At 55.2% G+C, this 20,488-nt stretch carries 15 protein-coding genes; 5 read left to right on the plus strand and 10 right to left on the minus strand.

The genetic code is table 11. The features are described 5' to 3' along the window. Positions 1 to 172: 172 nt before the first annotated feature. On the minus strand, positions 173 to 2,404 hold the full coding sequence (gene relA / locus GTGU_RS12760; protein ID WP_038157629.1) for a GTP diphosphokinase: 2,232 nt from the start codon (positions 2,402 to 2,404) through the stop codon (positions 173 to 175). 59 nt (positions 2,405 to 2,463) lie between these two features. Further along, on the minus strand, positions 2,464 to 3,762 hold the full coding sequence (gene rlmD, locus GTGU_RS12765; RefSeq protein ID WP_038157632.1) for a 23S rRNA (uracil(1939)-C(5))-methyltransferase RlmD: 1,299 nt from the start codon (positions 3,760 to 3,762) through the stop codon (positions 2,464 to 2,466). 56 nt (positions 3,763 to 3,818) lie between these two features. On the opposite strand from rlmD, the gene barA reads away from it, so the two are divergent. Further along, the gene (gene barA / locus GTGU_RS12770) at positions 3,819 to 6,572 is read left to right on the plus strand and encodes a two-component sensor histidine kinase BarA (protein ID WP_038157634.1); all 2,754 of its coding nucleotides are present in this window, start codon (positions 3,819 to 3,821) and stop codon (positions 6,570 to 6,572) included. A gap of 42 nt (positions 6,573 to 6,614) precedes the next feature. Here barA and GTGU_RS12775 read toward each other — a convergent pair whose 3' ends face one another. The 8 genes from GTGU_RS12775 to syd form a co-directional block, all read right to left on the minus strand. Next, positions 6,615 to 7,760, minus strand: coding sequence for a glycerate kinase (locus GTGU_RS12775; RefSeq protein WP_038157637.1), 1,146 nt, complete (start codon positions 7,758 to 7,760; stop codon positions 6,615 to 6,617). Between the two features lie 60 nt (positions 7,761 to 7,820). Further along, positions 7,821 to 9,161, minus strand: coding sequence for a glucarate dehydratase (gene gudD / locus GTGU_RS12780; protein ID WP_038157640.1), 1,341 nt, complete (start codon positions 9,159 to 9,161; stop codon positions 7,821 to 7,823). Positions 9,162 to 9,176: 15 nt separating this feature from the next. Continuing rightward, entirely contained in the window at positions 9,177 to 10,517 is a 1,341-nt protein-coding gene (locus GTGU_RS12785; protein ID WP_038157643.1) for an enolase C-terminal domain-like protein, read from the minus strand. Further along, positions 10,517 to 11,872 carry an MFS transporter gene (locus GTGU_RS12790; RefSeq protein ID WP_038157645.1) on the minus strand — a complete coding sequence of 452 codons (1,356 nt, stop codon included), beginning with the start codon at positions 11,870 to 11,872 and terminating at the stop codon, positions 10,517 to 10,519. Before GTGU_RS12790 ends, GTGU_RS12785 begins: the two co-directional genes overlap by 1 nt. Before the next feature lie 302 nt (positions 11,873 to 12,174). Further along, entirely contained in the window at positions 12,175 to 12,618 is a 444-nt protein-coding gene (locus GTGU_RS12795) for a flavodoxin (protein ID WP_038157648.1), read from the minus strand. 2 nt (positions 12,619 to 12,620) lie between these two features. After that, a complete protein-coding gene (gene truC / locus GTGU_RS12800; protein WP_038157651.1) occupies positions 12,621 to 13,415 on the minus strand; it encodes a tRNA pseudouridine(65) synthase TruC in 795 nt (264 codons plus the stop codon). Then, positions 13,415 to 13,744: a YqcC family protein gene (locus tag GTGU_RS12805; protein ID WP_038157653.1), complete on the minus strand. Its 330-nt coding sequence runs from the start codon at positions 13,742 to 13,744 to the stop codon at positions 13,415 to 13,417. The genes truC and GTGU_RS12805 overlap by 1 nt, the downstream gene beginning before the upstream one ends. 635 nt (positions 13,745 to 14,379) lie before the next feature. Continuing rightward, complete coding sequence (gene syd, locus GTGU_RS12815; protein WP_038157658.1) at positions 14,380 to 14,925, minus strand: SecY-interacting protein; 546 nt, start codon at positions 14,923 to 14,925, stop codon at positions 14,380 to 14,382. A gap of 68 nt (positions 14,926 to 14,993) precedes the next feature. Here syd and queF point away from each other — a divergent pair, with 68 nt between their 5' ends. The 4 genes from queF to GTGU_RS12835 all read left to right on the plus strand — a co-directional run bounded on the left by queF (position 14,994) and on the right by GTGU_RS12835 (position 20,474). Further along, the gene (gene queF, locus GTGU_RS12820; RefSeq protein WP_038157660.1) at positions 14,994 to 15,839 is read left to right on the plus strand and encodes an NADPH-dependent 7-cyano-7-deazaguanine reductase QueF; all 846 of its coding nucleotides are present in this window, start codon (positions 14,994 to 14,996) and stop codon (positions 15,837 to 15,839) included. 114 nt (positions 15,840 to 15,953) lie between these two features. After that, positions 15,954 to 17,318, plus strand: coding sequence for a nucleotide 5'-monophosphate nucleosidase PpnN (gene ppnN, locus GTGU_RS12825; protein WP_038157661.1), 1,365 nt, complete (start codon positions 15,954 to 15,956; stop codon positions 17,316 to 17,318). Between the two features lie 442 nt (positions 17,319 to 17,760). Then, on the plus strand, positions 17,761 to 19,050 hold the full coding sequence (locus tag GTGU_RS12830) for an HAAAP family serine/threonine permease (protein WP_038157662.1): 1,290 nt from the start codon (positions 17,761 to 17,763) through the stop codon (positions 19,048 to 19,050). 56 nt (positions 19,051 to 19,106) lie between these two features. Continuing rightward, a complete protein-coding gene (locus tag GTGU_RS12835) occupies positions 19,107 to 20,474 on the plus strand; it encodes an L-serine ammonia-lyase (protein ID WP_038157663.1) in 1,368 nt (455 codons plus the stop codon). Positions 20,475 to 20,488: the final 14 nt, after the last annotated feature.

Consider the following 20,488-nt stretch of genomic DNA (forward strand, 5'->3'; position numbering starts at 1 on the left):
AGAAGTAATAATTATGCGACAAGCATTACATTCGGCAATAATAAAAAGACACACCAAATGAACATATCGGATTGTTATACTCTTTATGAAAGAAATTTTAAATATATCTATTCTGGAGCAAGAAATAAAAAGGAACTCTGGTAAAAAGTTACCTGAGTTCCCTTTTTAAATATCACCCGCCGTGCAAACGGCGCGCATCGATCACATCTGATACCTGATTCAGTTTACCGAGCACGCGGCCCAGCACCTGCAGGTTGTAGATTTCGATGGTCATGTCGATGGTCGCCAGTTGCTGTTTAGTGTCGCTGCGGCTGGCAACGCCAAGCACGTTGACCTTTTCGTTGGCAAGAATAGTGGTGATATCGCGCAACAGGCCACTGCGGTCGTTAGCGACTACCCGAACCACCAGCGAATACCCGGCAGAGTAACTCTCTCCCCATACCGCGTCGACGATGCGCTCCGGCGCGTGAGATTGCAGCTCCGCCAGTTGGTCGCAGTCCGCACGGTGCACAGAAATCCCCCGGCCCTGAGTAATAAAGCCGACAATCTCGTCGCCGGGAATTGGCTGGCAGCAACGGGCGATATGGTGCATCAGATTACCAACGCCTTCGACCACCACTCGCCCGTTATCTTTACTTCGGGCCTGCGGGGTGTACGTTTTCTGCTGAAGCTGTTTCAGCGCGGCAGCATCCTCTTCCGCCGCACTCGGTTTGTTGAATTGCGACTGCAGGAAGTTGACCATCTGATTGAGACGAATATCGCCGCCGCCGATGGCTGCCAGCAGTTCGTCAACCTCGTTGAAGTTGTAGCGCGGCAGCAGATGTTTTTCCGCTTCTTTCAGGCTGATGCCCAGCCGTTCCAGCTCTTCATCGAGAATTTGACGGCCAGCAAGAATGTTTTTATCGCGATCCTGTTTGCGGAACCAGGCATGAATTTTCGAGCGTCCGCGGCTGGTCGTGACATAGCCCAGGTTCGGGTTTAGCCAGTCACGGCTTGGGTTCGGTTGCTTCTGGGTGATGATTTCGATCTGATCACCCATTTGCAACTGATAGGTAAACGGCACGATGCGTCCACCAATTTTCGCCCCGATGCAGCGGTGCCCCACATCGCTGTGGATATGGTAGGCAAAATCGAGTGGCGTAGAACCCGCCGGGAGATCCACCACGTCGCCTTTTGGCGTAAAGACGTAAACCCGATCGTCGAAGACCTGGCTGCGAACTTCATCCAGCATTTCGCCGGAATCAGCCATCTCTTCCTGCCAGGCGATCAGTTTACGCAGCCACGCAATACGATCCTCATGACCTGTCCGCGCGCCAGCGGCTGTCCCCTCTTTATATTTCCAGTGCGCCGCTACACCGAGTTCAGCGTCTTCATGCATCTGCTTCGTACGGATCTGAATCTCGACGGTTTTACCGCCGGGGCCAAGCACCACAGTATGAATGGACTGATAGCCGTTTGGCTTCGGGTTAGCGACGTAGTCGTCAAATTCATCAGGAAGATGGCGGAAGTGAGTGTGCACTATCCCTAGCGCGGCGTAACAATCCTGCAAACGTTCCGCGACGATACGCACCGCGCGTACGTCAAACAGCTCGTCGAATGCGAGATGCTTTTTCTGCATTTTGCGCCAGATGCTGTAGATATGCTTCGGACGCCCGTATACCTCGGCCTTAACGCCCTCTTCTTTGATAGAGGAGCGCAACTGGCCGACGAATTCATCGATGTAGTGTTCCCTGTCTATACGGCGTTCATGCAGCAGCCTGGCGATGCGTTTGTATTCCGCCGGATGGAGATAGCGGAAACAGTAATCTTCCAGTTCCCACTTCAACTGGCCGATACCCAGACGGTTCGCCAGCGGCGCATAGATGTTGGTACACTCTTTCGCCGCCAGCACGCGCTCATCTTCCGGCGCGTCCTTCACTTCCCGCAGATGGGCGATACGCTCGGCAATTTTTATAACCACACAACGGAAATCATCCACCATCGCCAGCAGCATCCGGCGCACGTTATCCACCTGCTCAGAGGAGACGGCATCCGTATGCGTGGCTTTTAGCTGGCGGATAGCGGCCATATCACGGACGCCGTGAATCAGATCCACCACCGATTTTCCAACGCTCTCGGTCAGCACCTCTTCACTGACCACACCGCTGTCGACCAGCGGGAAGAGCAGCGCCGCGCGCAGCGTATCGATATCCATACTCAGCGTGGAGAGAATTTCCGCCATTTCAACGCCACGCCACAGCAGTAAATCGGCATCCGTATGTCCCTCGGTGTGCTCACGACAATATGTCCATGTCTCGGCTAAGCGCTCACATGACTGCTGGCTGGTAATTCCCAGACTTGCGATCCACTTCTGCGGATCAAATTCTCCAGCCTTATTTAAATGTGCACTTCGTACCGCAACCATTGTCCTCTCCTTTTGGGACCGGGCCTGCCGGAGTCGACAAGCCGTCAACTGTCTGTCAGTTATCCACGCACAAATAGCACCATGGATTCCAGGTGCCCGGTGTGCGGGAACATGTCGAGCATTGCCGAGCGTTTAATTTGATAGCCAGCCTGTAACAAAGCATCGCTATCCCGCGCAAGCGTCGCAGGATTACATGAAACATAGACCACGCGTGTCGGCGCAAGTTTGATAATATGCGCCATTACGCCGGGTGCACCAGCGCGGGCCGGGTCGAGCAGCACTTTATCAACGCCATGTTTTGCCCACGCCTGGCGAGTGACATCTTCCTCCAGATTTTCATGAAAGAAGGTCACATTCTGTAAATGATTTAATGCGGCGTTTTCCCGCCCTTTTTCCACCAGCGCGGGAACCCCTTCCACACCGATGACCTCTGCCGCATGTTGCGCCAGAGGCAGCGTAAAATTACCCATGCCGCAAAACAGGTCAAGCACACGATCCTCTGGCTGCACCTCCAGCCAGGCCAGCGCTGTCGCCACCATTTTCTGGTTGACGTCATCGTTCACCTGAATAAAGTCGCGCGGGCTGAACGTTAAGCGTAGACCGTTTGAGGTATACCAGGGCACATCACCGCTGATTCGCTCCAGTGTCTCACTCTGCGGTGCCAGATACAGCGCAACGTCATGCGTATGCGAAAAGCATTCCAGTTTTTCTTTATCTGCTGCTGGTAACGCGGCCGTATAGCGCAATACCATCAGCGGGCCGTTATCCGCCAGCACCAGCTCAACGTGCCCCAACTGGCGCGCCGATTTCAGGCTGCTCAGACAATCGTGCAACGCCGGGAGCAGTGCCTCAAGACGGGGCACCAGAACGGGGCATTGCCGGACATCAACGATCTCGCTGGCATTCGCCTTGCGAAAACCCATCTGTAATTGTTGGGCCTTCGGTTGATAATTCAAGCTCAGACGCGCACGACGACGATAGCCCCAGGGCGTGCCGGCGATAACCTCGTCCACGTCATGTTTCATCATCCGCTGGAGTGCGTTGCGTTTGCTTAGCTGTTGCAGGGCGACGGACGCGTGTTGCTGCTGACAGCCGCCGCAGACGCCAAAGTACGGGCAGCGCGGGGTTTCACGTTCCGGGCTATCATTGAGTCGACGTTTGACCTGACCGCGGGCATACTGTTTCTTATCCTCGGTGAGCGTGATGTCCGCGCTCTCCTGCGGCAGTAAGCCATTCACAAATAGCGCTTTTCCGTTATGTCGGGCAACGCCCTGACCAAAGGGATCGAGGTCATTGACTGTCACGGTTATGATCTCACGCGTCGTCACGCGTCGTTTTGCAGAGTAGAATTGCGCCATTGTAGAGATTGTCTCATACGAACATATTGACTCTCATTCTCCCATAACGGAACTCCATGACCAACTACAGCCTGCGTGCTCGCATGATGATTCTGATCCTGGCGCCGACCGTACTGATTGGCTTGCTGCTCAGTATTTTCTTTGTCGTTCACCGCTATAACGATCTACAGCGTCAACTGGAAGACGCCGGAGCCAGTATTATTGAACCGCTTGCGGTCTCCAGCGAATACGGCATGAATCTGCAAAACCGTGAATCCATTGGTCAGCTCATCAGCGTTCTGCACCGCCGCCATTCGGATATTGTCCGGGCCATTTCGGTCTACGATGAACAGAACCGCTTGTTTGTCACCTCAAATTATCAGCTCGATCCCAGCGAGCTGCGGCTACCGAAAGGAGTACCGCTTCCCCGCAGCCTTAGTGTCTCACGACGCGGCGATATCATGATCCTGCGAACACCGATAGTGTCGGAAAGCTATTCCCCTGATGAATCCCCCGGCGCTGAGGCTAAGCCGCCGCTAAATATGCTCGGCTATGTCGCACTGGAGCTGGATCTCAAATCGGTGCGCCTGCAGCAGTACAAAGAGATTTTTATCTCCAGCGTAATGATGCTGTTCTGTATCGGCATTGCGCTCATTTTCGGCTGGCGGCTGATGCGCGACGTGACCGGCCCGATTCGCAACATGGTGAATACCGTCGACCGCATCCGCCGCGGGCAGCTCGACAGCCGCGTGGAGGGCTTTATGCTCGGCGAGCTGGATATGCTGAAAAACGGCATTAACTCGATGGCGATGTCGCTCGCCGCCTACCATGAAGAGATGCAGCATAACGTCGATCAGGCGACGTCTGATCTACGCGAAACACTGGAGCAGATGGAGATCCAGAACGTTGAACTGGATCTGGCGAAAAAGCGCGCCCAGGAAGCGGCGCGAATTAAATCCGAGTTCCTGGCGAATATGTCGCACGAACTGCGCACGCCGCTCAACGGCGTGATCGGCTTTACCCGACTGACGCTGAAAACCGATCTGACCACTACCCAGCGCGATCACCTGAATACCATCGAACGATCGGCCAACAATTTGCTGGCGATTATTAACGACGTGCTCGACTTCTCGAAACTGGAGGCCGGGAAACTGCTTCTCGAAAGTATTCCGTTCCCGTTGCGCAGTACGCTGGATGAAGTCGTCACACTGCTGGCGCATTCAGCTCACGACAAGAGTCTTGAGCTGACGCTGAATATCAAAAGCGACGTGCCGGATAACGTGATTGGCGATCCGCTGCGTCTGCAACAGGTGATCACCAACCTGGTGGGTAACGCCATTAAGTTTACCGAGAGCGGCAACATTGATGTGCTGGTGGAGAAACGCGCCATCAGCAATACCAAAGTACAGATTGAAGTGCAGATCCGCGATACCGGTATCGGTATTCCGGAGCGCGACCAGTCGCGTCTGTTTCAGGCGTTTCGTCAGGCGGACGCCAGCATTTCGCGCCGCCACGGCGGCACCGGACTTGGGCTGGTCATCATGCAAAAACTGGTCAAAGAGATGGGCGGGGATATCTCCTTCCACAGCCAGCCGAATCGCGGCTCGACCTTCTGGTTCCATATTAATCTCGATCTCAACCCGAACGTGATTTCCGATACCCCGGTGATGGACAGTCTGGCCGGTAAACGCCTTGCCTACGTTGAGGCTAACGCGGCTGCCGCGCAATGTACGCTGGATCTGCTGTCGACCACGCCGCTGGAAGTGGTGTACAGCCCGTCCTTCTCCGCCCTGCCACAGGATCATTACGATATCCTGCTGGTGGCTATCCCGGTGTCGATGCGGGAGCTGAACCTGCATAAGGAGAGACTGGAACAGGCCTGTGCGATGACGGATTACCTGTTGCTGGCGCTGCCGTGTCATATTCAGGTCAATGCGGAAGCGCTCAAACGCAACGGTGCGGCAGCCTGTCTGCTGAAACCGCTGACCGCGACGCGCCTGCTCCCGGCATTAACTGAATACTGCCGGTTGAATCAACCAGCAGTGCCGCACCTGGTCGACGACAGCAAACTGCCAATGACGGTAATGGCGGTGGATGATAACCCGGCCAACCTGAAACTGATTGGCGCGCTGCTGGAAGATCAGGTGCAGCAGGTGGAGCTTTGCGAGAACGGGCAACAGGCTATCGATCGCGCCAAACAACTGCAGCTCGATCTCATTCTGATGGATATTCAGATGCCTGAAATGGATGGCATCCGCGCCTGTGAGCTGATCCGCCAGTTGCCGCATCAACAACTGACACCAGTGATTGCAGTGACGGCACACGCCATGGCCGGGCAAAAAGAGAAATTGCTCAGCGCCGGGATGAACGATTACCTGGCGAAGCCTATCGAAGAAAGTAAGCTGCGAAGCCTGCTGCTGCGCTACAAGCCGGGCCTGGCGACGCCGGTAACCGCTACGCCACCGGAGCTGCCGGAACCGCCGGTCAACCTCAACGTCACTCTCGACTGGCAACTGGCGCTGCGTCAGGCGGCGGGGAAAACCGATCTGGCGCGCGAGATGCTACAGATGCTCATCGCCTTCCTGCCGGAGATCCGCAACAAAGTGGAAGAACAACTGGTGGGTGAAAACCCGGAAGGGTTGATCGATGCTGTCCATAAGCTGCACGGTAGTTGCGGCTACAGCGGAGTGCCGCGGCTAAAAAATCTGTGCCATCTGATTGAAGGTCAACTGCGTAGCGGAACATCGGCGGAGGAACTCGAACCTGAGTTTCTGGAACTGCTTGATGAGATGGATAACGTGACCCGCGAAGCGCGAAAGATGCTGGGTTAAAACGCATCGGCCAGGCACTCGCCGGGCCGATGTTTTTAGCGTTCAGAATCGCGGAGATGCGCCAATATTCAGCACCGCAGCAATGTTTCGCGCCGCCATGCGCACATTGTCGCCCGCATGCGTCAGCGCCTCTTCCAGCGTACAAATGGTGTAGATGACGCTGAACACCGCATCGATGCCGTGCTGGTGCACAACGCCAACATCAGCGGTCAGACTGCCCGCAATCCCAATCACCGGCACGTTATGCCGCTTCGCAATTCTGGCGACGCCCACCGGCACTTTACCGTGGACCGTCTGGCTGTCGATGCGCCCTTCGCCAGTGATTACCAGATCCGCGTCGGCGACCTGCTCATCAAGTTTCAGCGCATCCGTGACGATCTCAATCCCCTGACGTAAACGCGCGCTACAAAACGCATACAGCGCAGCCCCCATCCCGCCTGCCGCGCCACCGCCTTCCAGATTCAGCACGTCGATGTCCAGATCGCGGGCAATGATCCGGGCATAACGCTCCAGCGCCTGATCCAGTTGCACAACCATCGCCTCCGTCGCCCCTTTTTGCGGGCCGAACACCGCGGTGGCGCCTTCCGGGCCGGTGAGAGGATTGGTGACATCGCAGGCGACATCAATCTGACAGCTTGCCAGACGCGGGTCGAGATGGCGGATGTCAATGCGATCGAGCTTATCCAACGCTCCGCCGCCGTGGGCGATTTGCTGCCCGTCAGCAGTCAGCAACTGTGCGCCCAGCGCCTGCATCATGCCAGCGCCGCCATCGTTGGTCGCGCTACCGCCGATGCCGATGATTATCTGTCTGACGCCCGCATTCAGCGCATGGCGGATTAATTCGCCGGTACCCCACGACGTCGTTTTCAGCGGATCGCGTCGGGCGACTGGCACTTGTTCGAGACCACTTGCGGCGGCCATTTCAATAAACGCGCACTCACCGTCGCCGGAAATGCCGTAAAACCCATGCACCGTTTCGCCAAGCGGCCCCGTCACATCGACATTGACCCGCCGTCCTTGCGTCGCGGCAATCATCACCTCCACCGTACCTTCCCCGCCATCTGCCATCGGCAGTTTGACGTATTCCGCTTCCGGATAGATTTCCCTGAACCCCTGTTCAATCGCAGTGGCGACTTCCAGCGCGCTCAGGCTTTCCTTGTATGAATCCGGTGCGATAACTATCTTCATAGGCTGTCCTTACGGGTCTGTACGGCATACTGCCGCCCCACCCGGGGCGGCTAATACTGATTAACGCACCATGCAGGGGCGTTTATTATCAAACTTCCAGTTCGGGATCAGATACTGCATTCCCATCGCGTCATCGCGCGCGCCGAGACCGTGTTTTTTGTACAGCTCGTTCGCCTGCATAACGCGATCCATATCCAGCTCGACACCAAGGCCAGGGGTTGTCGGTACCTGTACCATGCCGCCTTTGATTTCAAACGGCTGCTTCGTGAGACGCTGGTTGCCTTCCTGCCAGATCCAGTGCGTATCAATAGCGGTGATCTGCCCCGGTGCCGCGGCGGCAACATGGGTGAACATCGCCAGCGAGATGTCAAAGTGGTTGTTAGAGTGAGAGCCCCACGTCAGACCAAAATCATGACACATCTGCGCGACGCGTACCGACCCCTGCATCGTCCAGAAATGCGGGTCCGCCAGCGGAATATCAACCGATTGTAATGACAAAGTATGGCCCATCTGACGCCAGTCGGTGGCAATCATATTGGTCGCCGTCGGGAGCCCCGTCGCGCGACGAAATTCCGCCATCACTTCGCGACCTGAGAACCCCTGTTCAGCACCGCAAGGATCTTCGGCATACGCCAGCACACCTTTAAGCTGTTTACCTATTTTAATCGCTTCATCCAGCAGCCAGGCACCGTTCGGATCAAGCGTCACGCGCGCCTGCGGGAAACGCGAAGCCAGCGCAGTGATGGCTTCAGCTTCTTCTTCGCCCGCCAGCACGCCGCCTTTCAGTTTGAAATCGTTGAAGCCATATTTTTCATACGCGGCTTCCGCCAGACGCACCACGGCCTGCGGGGTCATTGCTTCGTCATGACGCAGACGGTACCAGTCGCAGGCGTCATCTGGCTGACTCTGGTATGCCAGCGGTGTTTGCTTCCGGTTGCCGACAAAGAACAGATAGCCGAGCATTTCCACTTCGCTGCGCTGCTGACCATCGCCCAGCAGGGAAGCGACATTCACGCCCAGATGTTGACCGAGCAGATCAAGCAGTGCCGCTTCGATACCGGTCACGACATGAATAGTGGTCCGTAAATCAAAGGTTTGCAATCCGCGCCCACCCGCATCACGATCTGCGAAGGTATTACGCACAGCGGTGAGGACATTTTTATAGTCGCCGAGCGTTTTGCCCACCACCAGCGGTACGGCGTCCTCCAGCGTCTGGCGGATCTTCTCACCACCCGGAATTTCCCCCACGCCGGTATGGCCCGAATTATCTTTAATGATCACAAGGTTACGGGTGAAAAACGGCGCATGCGCGCCGCTCAGGTTCATCAGCATGCTGTCAAAACCGGCAACCGGGATCACCTGCATGGTTGTCACAACGGGGGTGGAATGTAGCGTTGTCATGAATCAGTCCTTTTATTAACTACGGCCAAAAACCGGGCGTTTACGATCAAAAGTCCAGCCAGGGATCAGGTATTGCATCGGACCTGCGTCATTACGCGCACCGCCCGGCAGTCGTTTGTAGGCTTCGTGAGCCTTGTGCACCTGATCCCAGTCCAGCTCAATGCCAAGCCCTGGCGCATCGGGAACAGCAATCTTGCCGTCTTTTATTTGCAGCGGATTTTTCGTCAGGCGGGCATCCCCTTCCTGCCAGATCCAGTGTGTATCAATGGCGGTTGGCGACCCTGGCGCTGCGGCACCGACATGGGTAAACATCGCCAGCGAAATATCGAAATGGTTGTTGGAGTGACAGCCCCAGGTCAGCCCCCAGTCGTCACACAGTTGAGCGACGCGAACGGCACCGGACAACGTCCAGAAATGCGGATCTGCGAGCGGGATGTCGACCGCATTGAGCATCACTGCGTGACCCATTTCACGCCAGTTGGTGGCGATCATGTTGGTGGCGACCGGTAGCCCCGTCGCACGGCGGAATTCCGCCATCACTTCGCGACCCGAGAAGCCCTGCTCAGCGCCACAGGGATCTTCGGCGTAGGTCAGCACATCCTGCAACCCTTTGCACAGTGCAATAGCTTCCTCAAGCAACCAGGCGCCGTTTGGATCGACAGTGATCCGCGCACCTGGGAAGCGTTTTTTCAGCGCCCGTACGGTGTCGATTTCCTGCTCGCCAGGTAACACCCCGCCTTTCAGTTTAAAATCTTTAAAACCATAGCGATCCTGCGCCGCTTCCGCGAGCCGTACCACCGCATCGCTGTTCATCGCTTCCTGATGACGCAAGCGATACCAGTCGTGAGAACCCGGCGTGGCGTCAAGATAGGGCAGATCCGTTTTCGTGCGGTCGCCGATGTAAAAGAGATAGCCGAGAACCGTCACCGCATCACGCTGTTTACCCGGGCCAAGCAGTTCACAGACCGGCACGTTGAGCGCTTTGCCGAGGAGATCCAGCAGCGCCGCTTCGAGGGCGGCGACTGCATTGACGCGCAGTTCAAACGTCCACGCGCCTTTGCCGAAGGTATCAAAATCGGCCGCCTGGTTGCCTTTGTGCACGCGCTGCACCACGCGGTTCAGGCGAGCCACCTCCTGACCAAGCACCATCGGAATGGCATCAACCAGCGTCTGGTAAATCACCTCGCCACCAGGCGCTTCGCCCACGCCGGTATTCCCGGCGTTGTCACTCAGCACCACGATGTTGCGCGTAAAATATGCATTATGCGCCCCGCCGATATTCAGAAGCATGCTGTCGTGACCGGCGACGGGGATCACTTTCATCTCAGTAATTACGGGGCTGGATTGTGTGTTCATCATTCACGTCCTGTCACTGGTTTCAGTTCAATACGTTTGATATCACCGACCACCACCAGGTAGCTCAGTACCGCCACCAGCGCGTGGATCCCGACGTAAATCAGCGCACCGTTGAAGGAGCCGGAAACCCCGACAATGTAGCCAATCGCAATCGGCGTCACGATGCCGGAAATGTTGCCGAACATATTGAACAACCCGCCGGAAAGACCACTGATCTCTTTCGGCGCCGTGTCAGCCATTACCGCCCAGCCCAGGGCGCCAATGCCTTTGCCGAAGAAGGCCATCGCCATGAAACCGATGATCATCCATTCCGTATCAACGTAGTTACAGAACACCATCGTCATGGAAAGCAGCATACCGAGCACAATGGGGGTTTTACGGGCGACGTTGAGCGATCCGGTGCGTCGCATCAGCCAGTCGGAAATGATCCCACCCAGTACGCCGCCGATGAATCCACATACTGCCGGGATCGAGGCGACAAACCCGGCTTTCAGAATCGACATACCACGCGCCTGCACCAGATAAACCGGGAACCAGGTAATAAAGAAGTAGGTCAGTGCGTTGATACAATACTGTCCGATGTACACGCCGATCATCATGCGTGAGCTAATCAGCTGTTTGATTTGCCCCCATTTTTCGCTCATCGGTACGTGCGGCTTCGTGCTTTTCTGATCCATGTTGATCAGCGCCCCGCCCTGAGCAATGTACTCCAGCTCTTTTTTGTTTACACCAGGGTGTTGATTCGGTTCGTGGATCACTTTCAGCCAGATAAAACTGATGATGATCCCGAGCCCGCCCATAAAGAAGAACACATGCGACCAGCCCACTTCGTGCGTCAGCCAGCCCATGATCGGTGCAAAAATGACAGTGGCGAAATACTGCGCCGAGTTAAAAATCGCCACCGCAGTTCCCCTCTCCTGCGCCGGGAACCAGGCCGCGACGATGCGACTATTGCCGGGGAAAGAAGGAGCTTCCGCCAGGCCGACGAGAAAGCGCAGGGTAAACAGCGCCACAATAATGCCAAAGCCGCTGAATACATCGACGAAGCCCTGCAAAAGCGTAAAGAGCGACCAGACGAAAATAGACCAGAAATAAACTCGTTTCGAACCAAAGCGGTCAAGCAGCCAGCCGCCGGGGATCTGACCGATGACATAGGCCCAGGAAAACGCGGAGAAAACATACCCCATGCCAACCGGATCAAGACCAATTTCTTTGGCCATCTCCGAACCGGCAATGGATAGTGTGGCACGGTCACCATAGTTGAAGGAGGTGACGATAAACAGCATCACCACTATCCAGTAGCGGGCGTTAGTGCGCTTTTCGACTGCGCTCGCCTCGTGACTTAATGAACTCATTGTTGTACTCCTGAATCATAGCTTTGCTTTGAGCTACATCCATTCTGAACAGCACAACCGGTAGGGTAATCAGAATGACGGTTTATGTTTTTTTATTGCAGCGCCGTACGAAAAGAGGCTGCTTTATGAACTGGCAGCAGAAAGTATAAAAACAGGAGGTCGGGTGCTCACCGTGCAATAACACAGCATTAACAAGTCTGGCTAAGGAGATTTGTGGCTTATGCCCAACCGTGTGGGGGCTGGTTCACGGAAATCAGAGGAAATGTGAGATATGCCCTTCGACAGAAGGGCGAACGGAACGGTCAGTTGAGCAGTGTTGCCCAGTGCTCGACCCAGGGGTTGGAGAGGCTTTCTGGCTCAGGATCTTCGCTGGCGTCGATCATCAGCATTTCGCCGATGCGCTGCGCGCCCTGCTCCTGCAGGCGTTCGTCGAACTTTTTACCGCCGCCGCAGAAGTTGGCGTAGGTGCTGTCACCCAGCGAAATAATGCCGTAACGCATGTGTGGCTGGTACATGTCTTTCATCCCTTCAAACAGCGGAACGATGCTGTCTGGCAGATCGCCTTGCCCGGTAGTCGAGGTGACGACTAGCGCGTATTTCCCGGTATACGCTTCCCAGTCACTGATTTCGGGATCTTCAAAAACGGTCGCTTTATGCCCAAGCCCTGTCAGGATGCTTTCCGCCTCTTCGGCGACCAGCAACGCGTTTCCATACATGGTGCCGACAAAAATACCCACTTCTGCCATGTTCAACTCCCTGATGTTGTATCGATAGCGTCATCCTGACCGCTGCCGCCCACAAACTCAACCCTTTCGTTTATCGGGAGAAAGCCGCGCCAATCAAATTGTGTCAGCGCCTGCATCCAGACGTCGTCGAAACCGGCATGCAGCGTTAACGGTTCGCCGGTAAAGGGATGTGTCAGCGACAACGTGCTGGCATGCAGCATCAGCCGGTGGCAGCCAAAATGGTCAGCGGCGCTGCGGTTCTGACGTAAATCGCCATGTTTGCTGTCGCCGATGATCGGATGACGAAGATGTTTAAGATGGCGGCGCAACTGGTGCTTACGGCCCGTTTTGGGTTCCAGCTCTACCAGGCTATAGCGCGTCGTCGGATAACGGCCGGTGGCGACGGGCATTTCCACCGTCGCCAGCCCACGGTAGTGGGTCACAGCAGGCTGCGGGTCTTTGTCGTCGCGGGCAAATTTATCGGCGATTTTGTCCAGTTCCTCAACCAGCGGGTAATCCAGTAGATCTTCACCTGTCAGCCAGCCACGGACGATCGCGTGATAGCGCTTCTGGATCTGATGCTGCTCAAACTGTTGCGCCAGCAGGCGACCCGCCTCACTTGACAGCCCCATCAACAGCACGCCGGAAGTCGGACGGTCAAGGCGATGGGCGGTAAAAACATGCTGTCCGATTTGATCGCGCACGGTCTGCATCACCACCACTTTTTCATCGCGATCGAGCCAACTGCGGTGTACCAACCAGCCGGACGGTTTGTTCACCGCCACCAGCCATTCATCCTGATAAATGATTTCCAGCATCAGGCGTTATCGTCCGCAAACAGAGCGTCAAGCGCCAGTAGCTCCGGTAGCACACGCTCACGCAGCGGATGGCTGGCGTCAAGAGCCACTTCATAATAGGGGGCGATAGCAAAATTTTGCGGCAGCGGCTGACCATTGTCGAGCAACTGGTGCATCCGCGGGATCAACACCCATTGCAGCCATTCCAGTGGTGCCAGGGTGTCCATGCAAAACGGCTGATCGCTGTTGAAAGCGCTGGCGTCAGGTGCGTCGCTCTGCCAGTGCTGATGCAGACGCATCACGGTTTCAATGGCGCGCAGTTGCGCACGGACGTTGTCGTGAAGAGTCATGAGAACCTCGGTGCAAAAAAACGGTGACGCAGGATACCACTGGCGGCGGAAAAACAAAAAAAGGGAGCACTGTCGAAACAGTGCTCCCGGTTCGTTTCGCAGCAATCCGGCTACTCAACGTGCTCCCTGCTCATCCTTGACAACTTTTCCTGGGGTCTCCTGACCCATGTTCATCCGTAAACGCGTGCATCCTGCTTCACACCACCCCGATGTGAATATACTCATCCTTAAGCATTCCTTGATCTTCCTGATCCACCGAACATCCCGACCGGCTCTCGTTCTCCCTCCTGGAGGTGTCCTTTAACGCATTCCTGCGTTTTCCTTTCGCTTCATCCTGAAGCCTTTCCCTGTAGCACCGTCCTGGTGTGTTCCCTGAAGCGTCATCATCCTGATGTTCGCTTCTTTTGTGTGACTTCCTGTCGACGAACATAGGATCGCTTATTCCGCTTCGTCTTACAACCCCGCCGTAAGACAAATCCGTAAGCCGATCTTCATATGAAAGTAGATAGAAAGAATTATAACTTATTGATATTAATAGAAACCAATAACTTTTTTAAGCCAGTCTCTCACCTGTCTCAAGGCGATCTCTCACAGCGCGTGTAAGAGATGTCTCACAAGTCCTGTAGTAATCTGGATTACAAAAGCGGTTCAAGCTGGTTGAGGAAACTCGCAAGTGAGGGGGAAAGTACCGTACGCTTCGGTGTACCGAGGGTTTCTTTGACGACCTCGCCGGTCAGGTTACACACCGATATCACGTCCAGTTCGCTGTCCAGAGTCGCGATAAATAACGTCGGCGACAGCTTCAGACGTTTCTGAGTGACCAGGTGACCAATAAGGTTTTCCTGAACACGCCGGAAGTCATCCGGACTCCAGGTTTGCAGCAACAGCAGAGGTTGCCCCATAAACGTTGCTGACATATCACCCGCATATTGGGTGGTGTAGTACGAATGAAGCGGCTTTTGTATCACAATGTCCAGGGCGCGTTCAACCGCGTTTACATTCGGCGTCAGATCAAACGATTGCGGCTGCCAGAAAACGGCTTCGTCGGTGGTGGAGATCGTGCAGGGAGACGGCACGCCGTAGAGATCTTCACTGCGCGGCCAGGAGTCATATTCACGCCGCCATGCGTCGCAATACCGTTGGGTAAATGCCTGAAGCGCTTCTGCAGTCTGGTTATCCACCGATTTCTCTCTTCTCATTAGCCAGTATACAATTGCGCCATAGTGTACCTGCTTTATTATGGTGAAACATGTCTTCTTATGAAAATCATCAGGCGCTGGCTGGCCTGACGCTCGGCAAAGCGACCGACTATCGCGACACCTACGATGCCTCGCTGCTGCAGGGCGTTCCGCGCAGTCTGAATCGAGATCCTCTCGGCCTGCATGCCGACAATCTGCCCTTCCACGGCGCGGACATCTGGACGCTCTACGAGTTGTCGTGGCTCAATGCGAAAGGGTTGCCGCAGGTGGCAGTGGGCCATGTCGAACTCGACAACACAACGGTAAATCTGGTGGAGTCGAAAAGCTTTAAGCTCTATCTCAACAGCTTTAACCAGACGCGTTTTGCCGACCAGGAAGCGGTTCGTACTACGCTTGAGCGCGACCTCAGCGCCTGTGCGCAGGGCAAGGTCAGCGTGGCGCTGTACCGTCTGGAAGAAATCGAAGGGCAGCCCGTCGCCCACTTCAACGGCACCTGCATTGATGATCAGGATATCGACATCGATAACTACCAGTTCAGCGCCGACTACCTGCAGGGTGCCGCCAGCGGCAAGCGCACAGAAGAGACGCTGGTCAGCCACCTGCTGAAATCCAACTGCCTCATCACACATCAGCCAGACTGGGGGTCAGTACAAATCCAGTATCGCGGCGCGAAAATCGACCGTGAAAAGCTGCTGCGCTATCTGGTTTCATTCCGCCATCACAACGAATTTCATGAACAGTGCGTGGAGCGTATCTTTAACGACATCATGCGCTTCTGCCAGCCGGAAACGCTGAGCGTCTATGCCCGCTACACCCGCCGCGGCGGTCTGGATATCAACCCCTGGCGTTCGAACACTGACTTTGCCCCCGCCACCGGACGACTGGCTCGTCAATAAGAAATATTTACGCAAAATGCGCGGACAATTCCGCGCATTACCTTGTGGAAACAGAACTGACGAGGCTATTGTAATCCATAGGGAAAGCTGATTATTGTCCCGTAAGGAGTTCTCTTGATTACACACATTAGCCCACTGGGCTCTATGGATATGCTGTCGCAGCTGGAAGTAGACATGCTGAAACGGACAGCCAGCAGCGACCTGTACCAACTGTTTCGTAACTGTTCCCTGGCGGTGCTTAACTCCGGCAGCCTGACCGACAGCAGCCAGGAGCTGCTTTCTCGCTTCGAGAGCTTTGACATCAACGTATTGCGCCGCGAGCGCGGCGTTAAACTTGAACTGATTAACCCACCGGAAGACGCTTTCGTTGACGGGCGCATTATCCGCGCGTTGCAGGCTAACCTGTTTGCCGTTCTGCGCGACATTCTGTTTGTCTATGGGCAAATCCATAACACTGTCCGCTTTCCGAATCTGGATCTCGCCAGCTCAACGCATATCACTAACCTGGTGTTTTCGATTTTGCGTAACGCCCGCGCGCTCCACGTTGGCGAAGCACCGGGAATGGTGGTGTGCTGGGGCGGCCACTCCATCAACGAAACCGAATACCTATACGCTCGTCGCGTCGGTACCCAGCTTGGTCTGCGCGAACTGAACATCTGCACCGGCTGCGGTCCTGGCGCGATGGAAGCGCCGATGAAAGGCGCGGCGGTCGGCCACGCGCAACAGCGCTACAAAGAAGGGCGTTTTATCGGTATGACCGAGCCGTCAATCATCGCCGCTGAGCCGCCAAACCCGCTGGTGAACGAACTGATCATTATGCCGGACATCGAAAAACGTCTGGAGGCGTTTGTGCGCCTCGCGCACGGCATCATCATCTTCCCGGGCGGGGTGGGTACGGCGGAAGAGTTACTCTACCTGCTCGGCATTCTGATGAACCCGGCCAACAAAAATCAGGTACTGCCGCTGATCCTGACCGGCCCTAAAGAGAGTGCCGATTACTTCCGCGTGCTGGATGAGTTTATCGTTCATACGCTGGGGGAAAACGCGCGTCGCCACTACCGCATTATCATTGACGACGCCGCTGAAGTGGCCCGTCAGATGAAAAAGGCGATGCCGCTGGTGAAAGAAAACCGCCGTGACACCGGAGATGCTTACAGCTTCAACTGGTCGATTCGCATCTCGCCGGATCTGCAACAGCCGTTCGAACCGACCCACGAGAACATGGCAAACCTAAAACTCTACCCGGATCAACCCGTCGAAGTGCTGGCGGCTGACCTGCGTCGCGCCTTCTCCGGTATCGTTGCAGGTAACGTGAAGGAAGTAGGCATTCGCGCTATTGAGCAGTATGGTCCGTACAAAATCCATGGTGACAGCGAAATGATGCGCCGGATGGACGATCTACTGCAGGGCTTCGTGGCCCAGCACCGCATGAAACTTCCAGGTTCTGCTTACATCCCCTGTTACGAAATCTGTTCCTGATCACCCGGGCGGCTTACGCGCCGCCCATTTCTTTTTCTTACCTAAACTTTCCAGAATCCGCCTTTCTGCCGCAGGTTAAGCTACGTTAATCGCACAAAATTTTGATAAGTCATCAGAAACCGCCATTTCTGCATTTTTTTGCAGATGAAAACGCGGTATTACGCCTGTGTGCTTTTCCCGTATATCCTGCTGGTGTTAGCCTTTGCGCCAATAAAATTCTGGCATGGCAAAAAAGACAGAGCGATGGTCTAAAAACTGTCATATCCGGAGCTGATTATTGCAATTGGGATCGAGATCACTGATACATCGATAAGTTAAATGTATCTTTCCGGCCCCATAAGATTGACGGTAAAAAATCATCAAAAAAACGTCATTAAACGAATTTCAGACCAGTAATTTTTATTTTTTAAATATATTTTGTTGATTCTTCCAGGAGATACAGATGGAAAGCACTCAAACCAGCACTATTGCTTCGATTGAAAAAAGAAGCACATGGCGTAAAACGGATACCATGTGGATGCTGGGCCTTTACGGCACTGCCATCGGCGCAGGCGTTTTGTTCCTGCCGATTAACGCCGGCGTTGGCGGTATGATCCCGCTGATTATCATGGCAATTCTCGCCTTCCCAATGACGTTCTTCGCGCACCGCGGCATGACCCGCTTCGTGCTGTCCGGTAAAAATCCGGGCGAAGATATCACTGAGGTGGTTGAAGAACACTTTGGTATTGGCGCAGGTAAAATCATTACCCTGCTCTATTTCTTCGCCATCTACCCGATCCTGCTGGTATACAGCGTGGCGATCACCAACACCGTCGACAGCTTCATTACCCATCAGTTGGGCATGACTGCACCGCCGCGCGCGATCCTGTCGCTGATCCTGATCGTCGGTATGATGACTATCGTTCGCTTTGGTGAGCAAATGATCGTCAAAGCGATGAGCATTCTGGTATTCCCGTTTGTGGCAGCATTGATGCTGCTGGCGCTGTACCTGATCCCACAGTGGAGCGGCGCGGCACTGGAAACCCTGTCTCTGAGCAACGCATCCACCACGGGCAATGGCCTGTGGATGACCCTGTGGCTGGCGATCCCGGTCATGGTCTTCTCCTTCAACCACTCACCGATCATCTCCTCTTTCGCCGTGGCGAAACGTGAAGAATACGGTGATGGCGCAGAGAAAAAATGCTCCAGCATCCTGGCGCGTGCGCACATCATGATGGTGATTACCGTGATGTTCTTCGTCTTCAGTTGTGTACTGAGCCTGTCTCCGGCTGACCTGGCCGCAGCGAAAGAGCAAAACATTTCTATCCTGTCTTACCTGGCAAACCACTTTAACGCACCGCTGATTGCCTGGATGGCACCGATCATCGCGATGATCGCCATCACCAAATCCTTCCTCGGCCACTATCTGGGCGCACGTGAAGGTTTCAACGGGATGGTCATCAAGTCCCTGCGTAGCAAAGGCAAAACCATTGAACTCAGCCGTCTGAACAAAATCACTGCGCTGTTCATGCTGTTAACCACCTGGGCGGTGGCGACGCTGAACCCAAGCATTCTGGGGATGATTGAAACGCTGGGCGGCCCGGTTATCGCCATGATTCTGTTCCTGATGCCGATGTACGCGATTCAGAAAGTCCCGGCAATGCGCAAATACAGCGGCCACATCAGCAACGTTTTCGTTGTCATCATGGGCCTCATCGCCATCTCCGCGATTTTCTACTCCCTGTTCAGTTAAGTTAATCCCCGGCGCCACCTGTGTGTGGCGCACTTCTTTTCAGCCATGGATGCATCATGATCAGCGTTTTCGATATTTTCAAAATCGGCATTGGTCCCTCCAGTTCACATACTGTCGGGCCAATGAAAGCGGGCAAACAATTCACGGACGACCTAATTGCACGTGGGATCCTCAATGATATTACCCGCGTGGTCGTCGATGTGTACGGCTCGCTCTCTCTGACCGGTAAAGGTCACCACACCGATATCGCCATTATTATGGGTCTGGCGGGAAACCTGCCGGATACCGTCGATATCGATTCCATCCCTGGTTTTATTCAGGATGTGAATACCCACGGCCGTCTGCTGCTGGCAAACGGCGAGCACGAAGTCGAATTTCCTGTCGATCAGTGCATGAATTTTCATACCGATAACCTCTCTTTGCATGAGAACGGTATGCGCATCACCGCTCTGAGTGGCGGCAATGTGGTGCACAGCAAAACGTATTACTCTATCGGCGGCGGGTTTATCGTCGACGAAGAACATTTCGGTCAGGTTGACAGCGCTCCCGTGCAGGTGCCTTACCCGTACAAATCCGCAGCTGACCTGCAACGTCATTGCCAGGAATCCGGGCTGTCGCTCTCCGGCCTGATGATGAAAAATGAACTGGCACTGCACAGTAAAGAAGCGCTTGAGCAGCATTTTGCTAACGTCTGGGAGGTCATGCGTAGCGGCATTGAGCGCGGCATCACCACCGAAGGCGTTCTGCCGGGCAAACTGCGGGTTCCGCGCCGTGCGGCGGCACTGCGTCGTATGCTGGTAAGCCAGGACAAAACCACCAGTGATCCGATGGCAGTCGTTGACTGGATCAACATGTTCGCGCTGGCGGTAAATGAAGAGAATGCCGCCGGTGGTCGTGTGGTCACCGCGCCAACCAATGGCGCCTGCGGAATTGTCCCGGCGGTGCTGGCCTACTATGACAAGTTCATCCGGGAAGTGAATGCGAACTCACTGGCGCGCTACATGCTGGTCGCAAGCGCTATTGGCTCGCTCTATAAAATGAACGCGTCTATTTCTGGCGCCGAAGTGGGCTGTCAGGGAGAAGTCGGCGTGGCCTGTTCCATGGCGGCGGCGGGGCTGGCGGAACTGCTGGGAGGAAGCCCGACGCAAGTGTGTATTGCTGCGGAAATAGGTATGGAGCACAACCTCGGGCTGACCTGCGATCCGGTCGCCGGACAGGTTCAGGTACCGTGCATCGAGCGTAACGCGATTGCCGCGGTGAAAGCGGTCAACGCGGCGCGTATGGCGCTGCGTCGCACCAGTGAACCGCGCGTCTGCCTCGACAAGGTTATCGAAACCATGTACGAAACCGGTAAAGATATGAACGCCAAATACCGCGAAACCTCGCGCGGCGGCCTGGCAATGAAGATCGTCACCTGCGATTAACTCCAAAAGAAGCC

It is taken from the genome of Trabulsiella guamensis ATCC 49490, assembly GCF_000734965.1.
Lineage (GTDB): Bacteria > Pseudomonadota > Gammaproteobacteria > Enterobacterales > Enterobacteriaceae > Trabulsiella > Trabulsiella guamensis.

Bases quoted from the DNA above. Each gene is read 5' to 3' on its own strand.
- gudD (WP_038157640.1), bottom strand. From the start codon at position 9,161: ATGACAACGCTACATTCCACCCCCGTTGTGACAACCATGCAGGTGATC.
- GTGU_RS12775 (WP_038157637.1), bottom strand. From the start codon at position 7,760: ATGAAGATAGTTATCGCACCGGATTCATACAAGGAAAGCCTGAGCGCG.
- GTGU_RS12785 (WP_038157643.1), bottom strand. From the start codon at position 10,517: ATGAACACACAATCCAGCCCCGTAATTACTGAGATGAAAGTGATCCCC.
- GTGU_RS12795 (WP_038157648.1), bottom strand. From the start codon at position 12,618: ATGGCAGAAGTGGGTATTTTTGTCGGCACCATGTATGGAAACGCGTTG.
- relA (WP_038157629.1), bottom strand. From the start codon at position 2,404: ATGGTTGCGGTACGAAGTGCACATTTAAATAAGGCTGGAGAATTTGAT.
- truC (WP_038157651.1), bottom strand. From the start codon at position 13,415: ATGCTGGAAATCATTTATCAGGATGAATGGCTGGTGGCGGTGAACAAA.
- barA (WP_038157634.1), top strand. From the start codon at position 3,819: ATGACCAACTACAGCCTGCGTGCTCGCATGATGATTCTGATCCTGGCG.
- GTGU_RS12830 (WP_038157662.1), top strand. From the start codon at position 17,761: ATGGAAAGCACTCAAACCAGCACTATTGCTTCGATTGAAAAAAGAAGC.
- GTGU_RS12805 (WP_038157653.1), bottom strand. From the start codon at position 13,744: ATGACTCTTCACGACAACGTCCGTGCGCAACTGCGCGCCATTGAAACC.
- GTGU_RS12835 (WP_038157663.1), top strand. From the start codon at position 19,107: ATGATCAGCGTTTTCGATATTTTCAAAATCGGCATTGGTCCCTCCAGT.
- rlmD (WP_038157632.1), bottom strand. From the start codon at position 3,762: ATGGCGCAATTCTACTCTGCAAAACGACGCGTGACGACGCGTGAGATC.
- queF (WP_038157660.1), top strand. From the start codon at position 14,994: ATGTCTTCTTATGAAAATCATCAGGCGCTGGCTGGCCTGACGCTCGGC.
- GTGU_RS12790 (WP_038157645.1), bottom strand. From the start codon at position 11,872: ATGAGTTCATTAAGTCACGAGGCGAGCGCAGTCGAAAAGCGCACTAAC.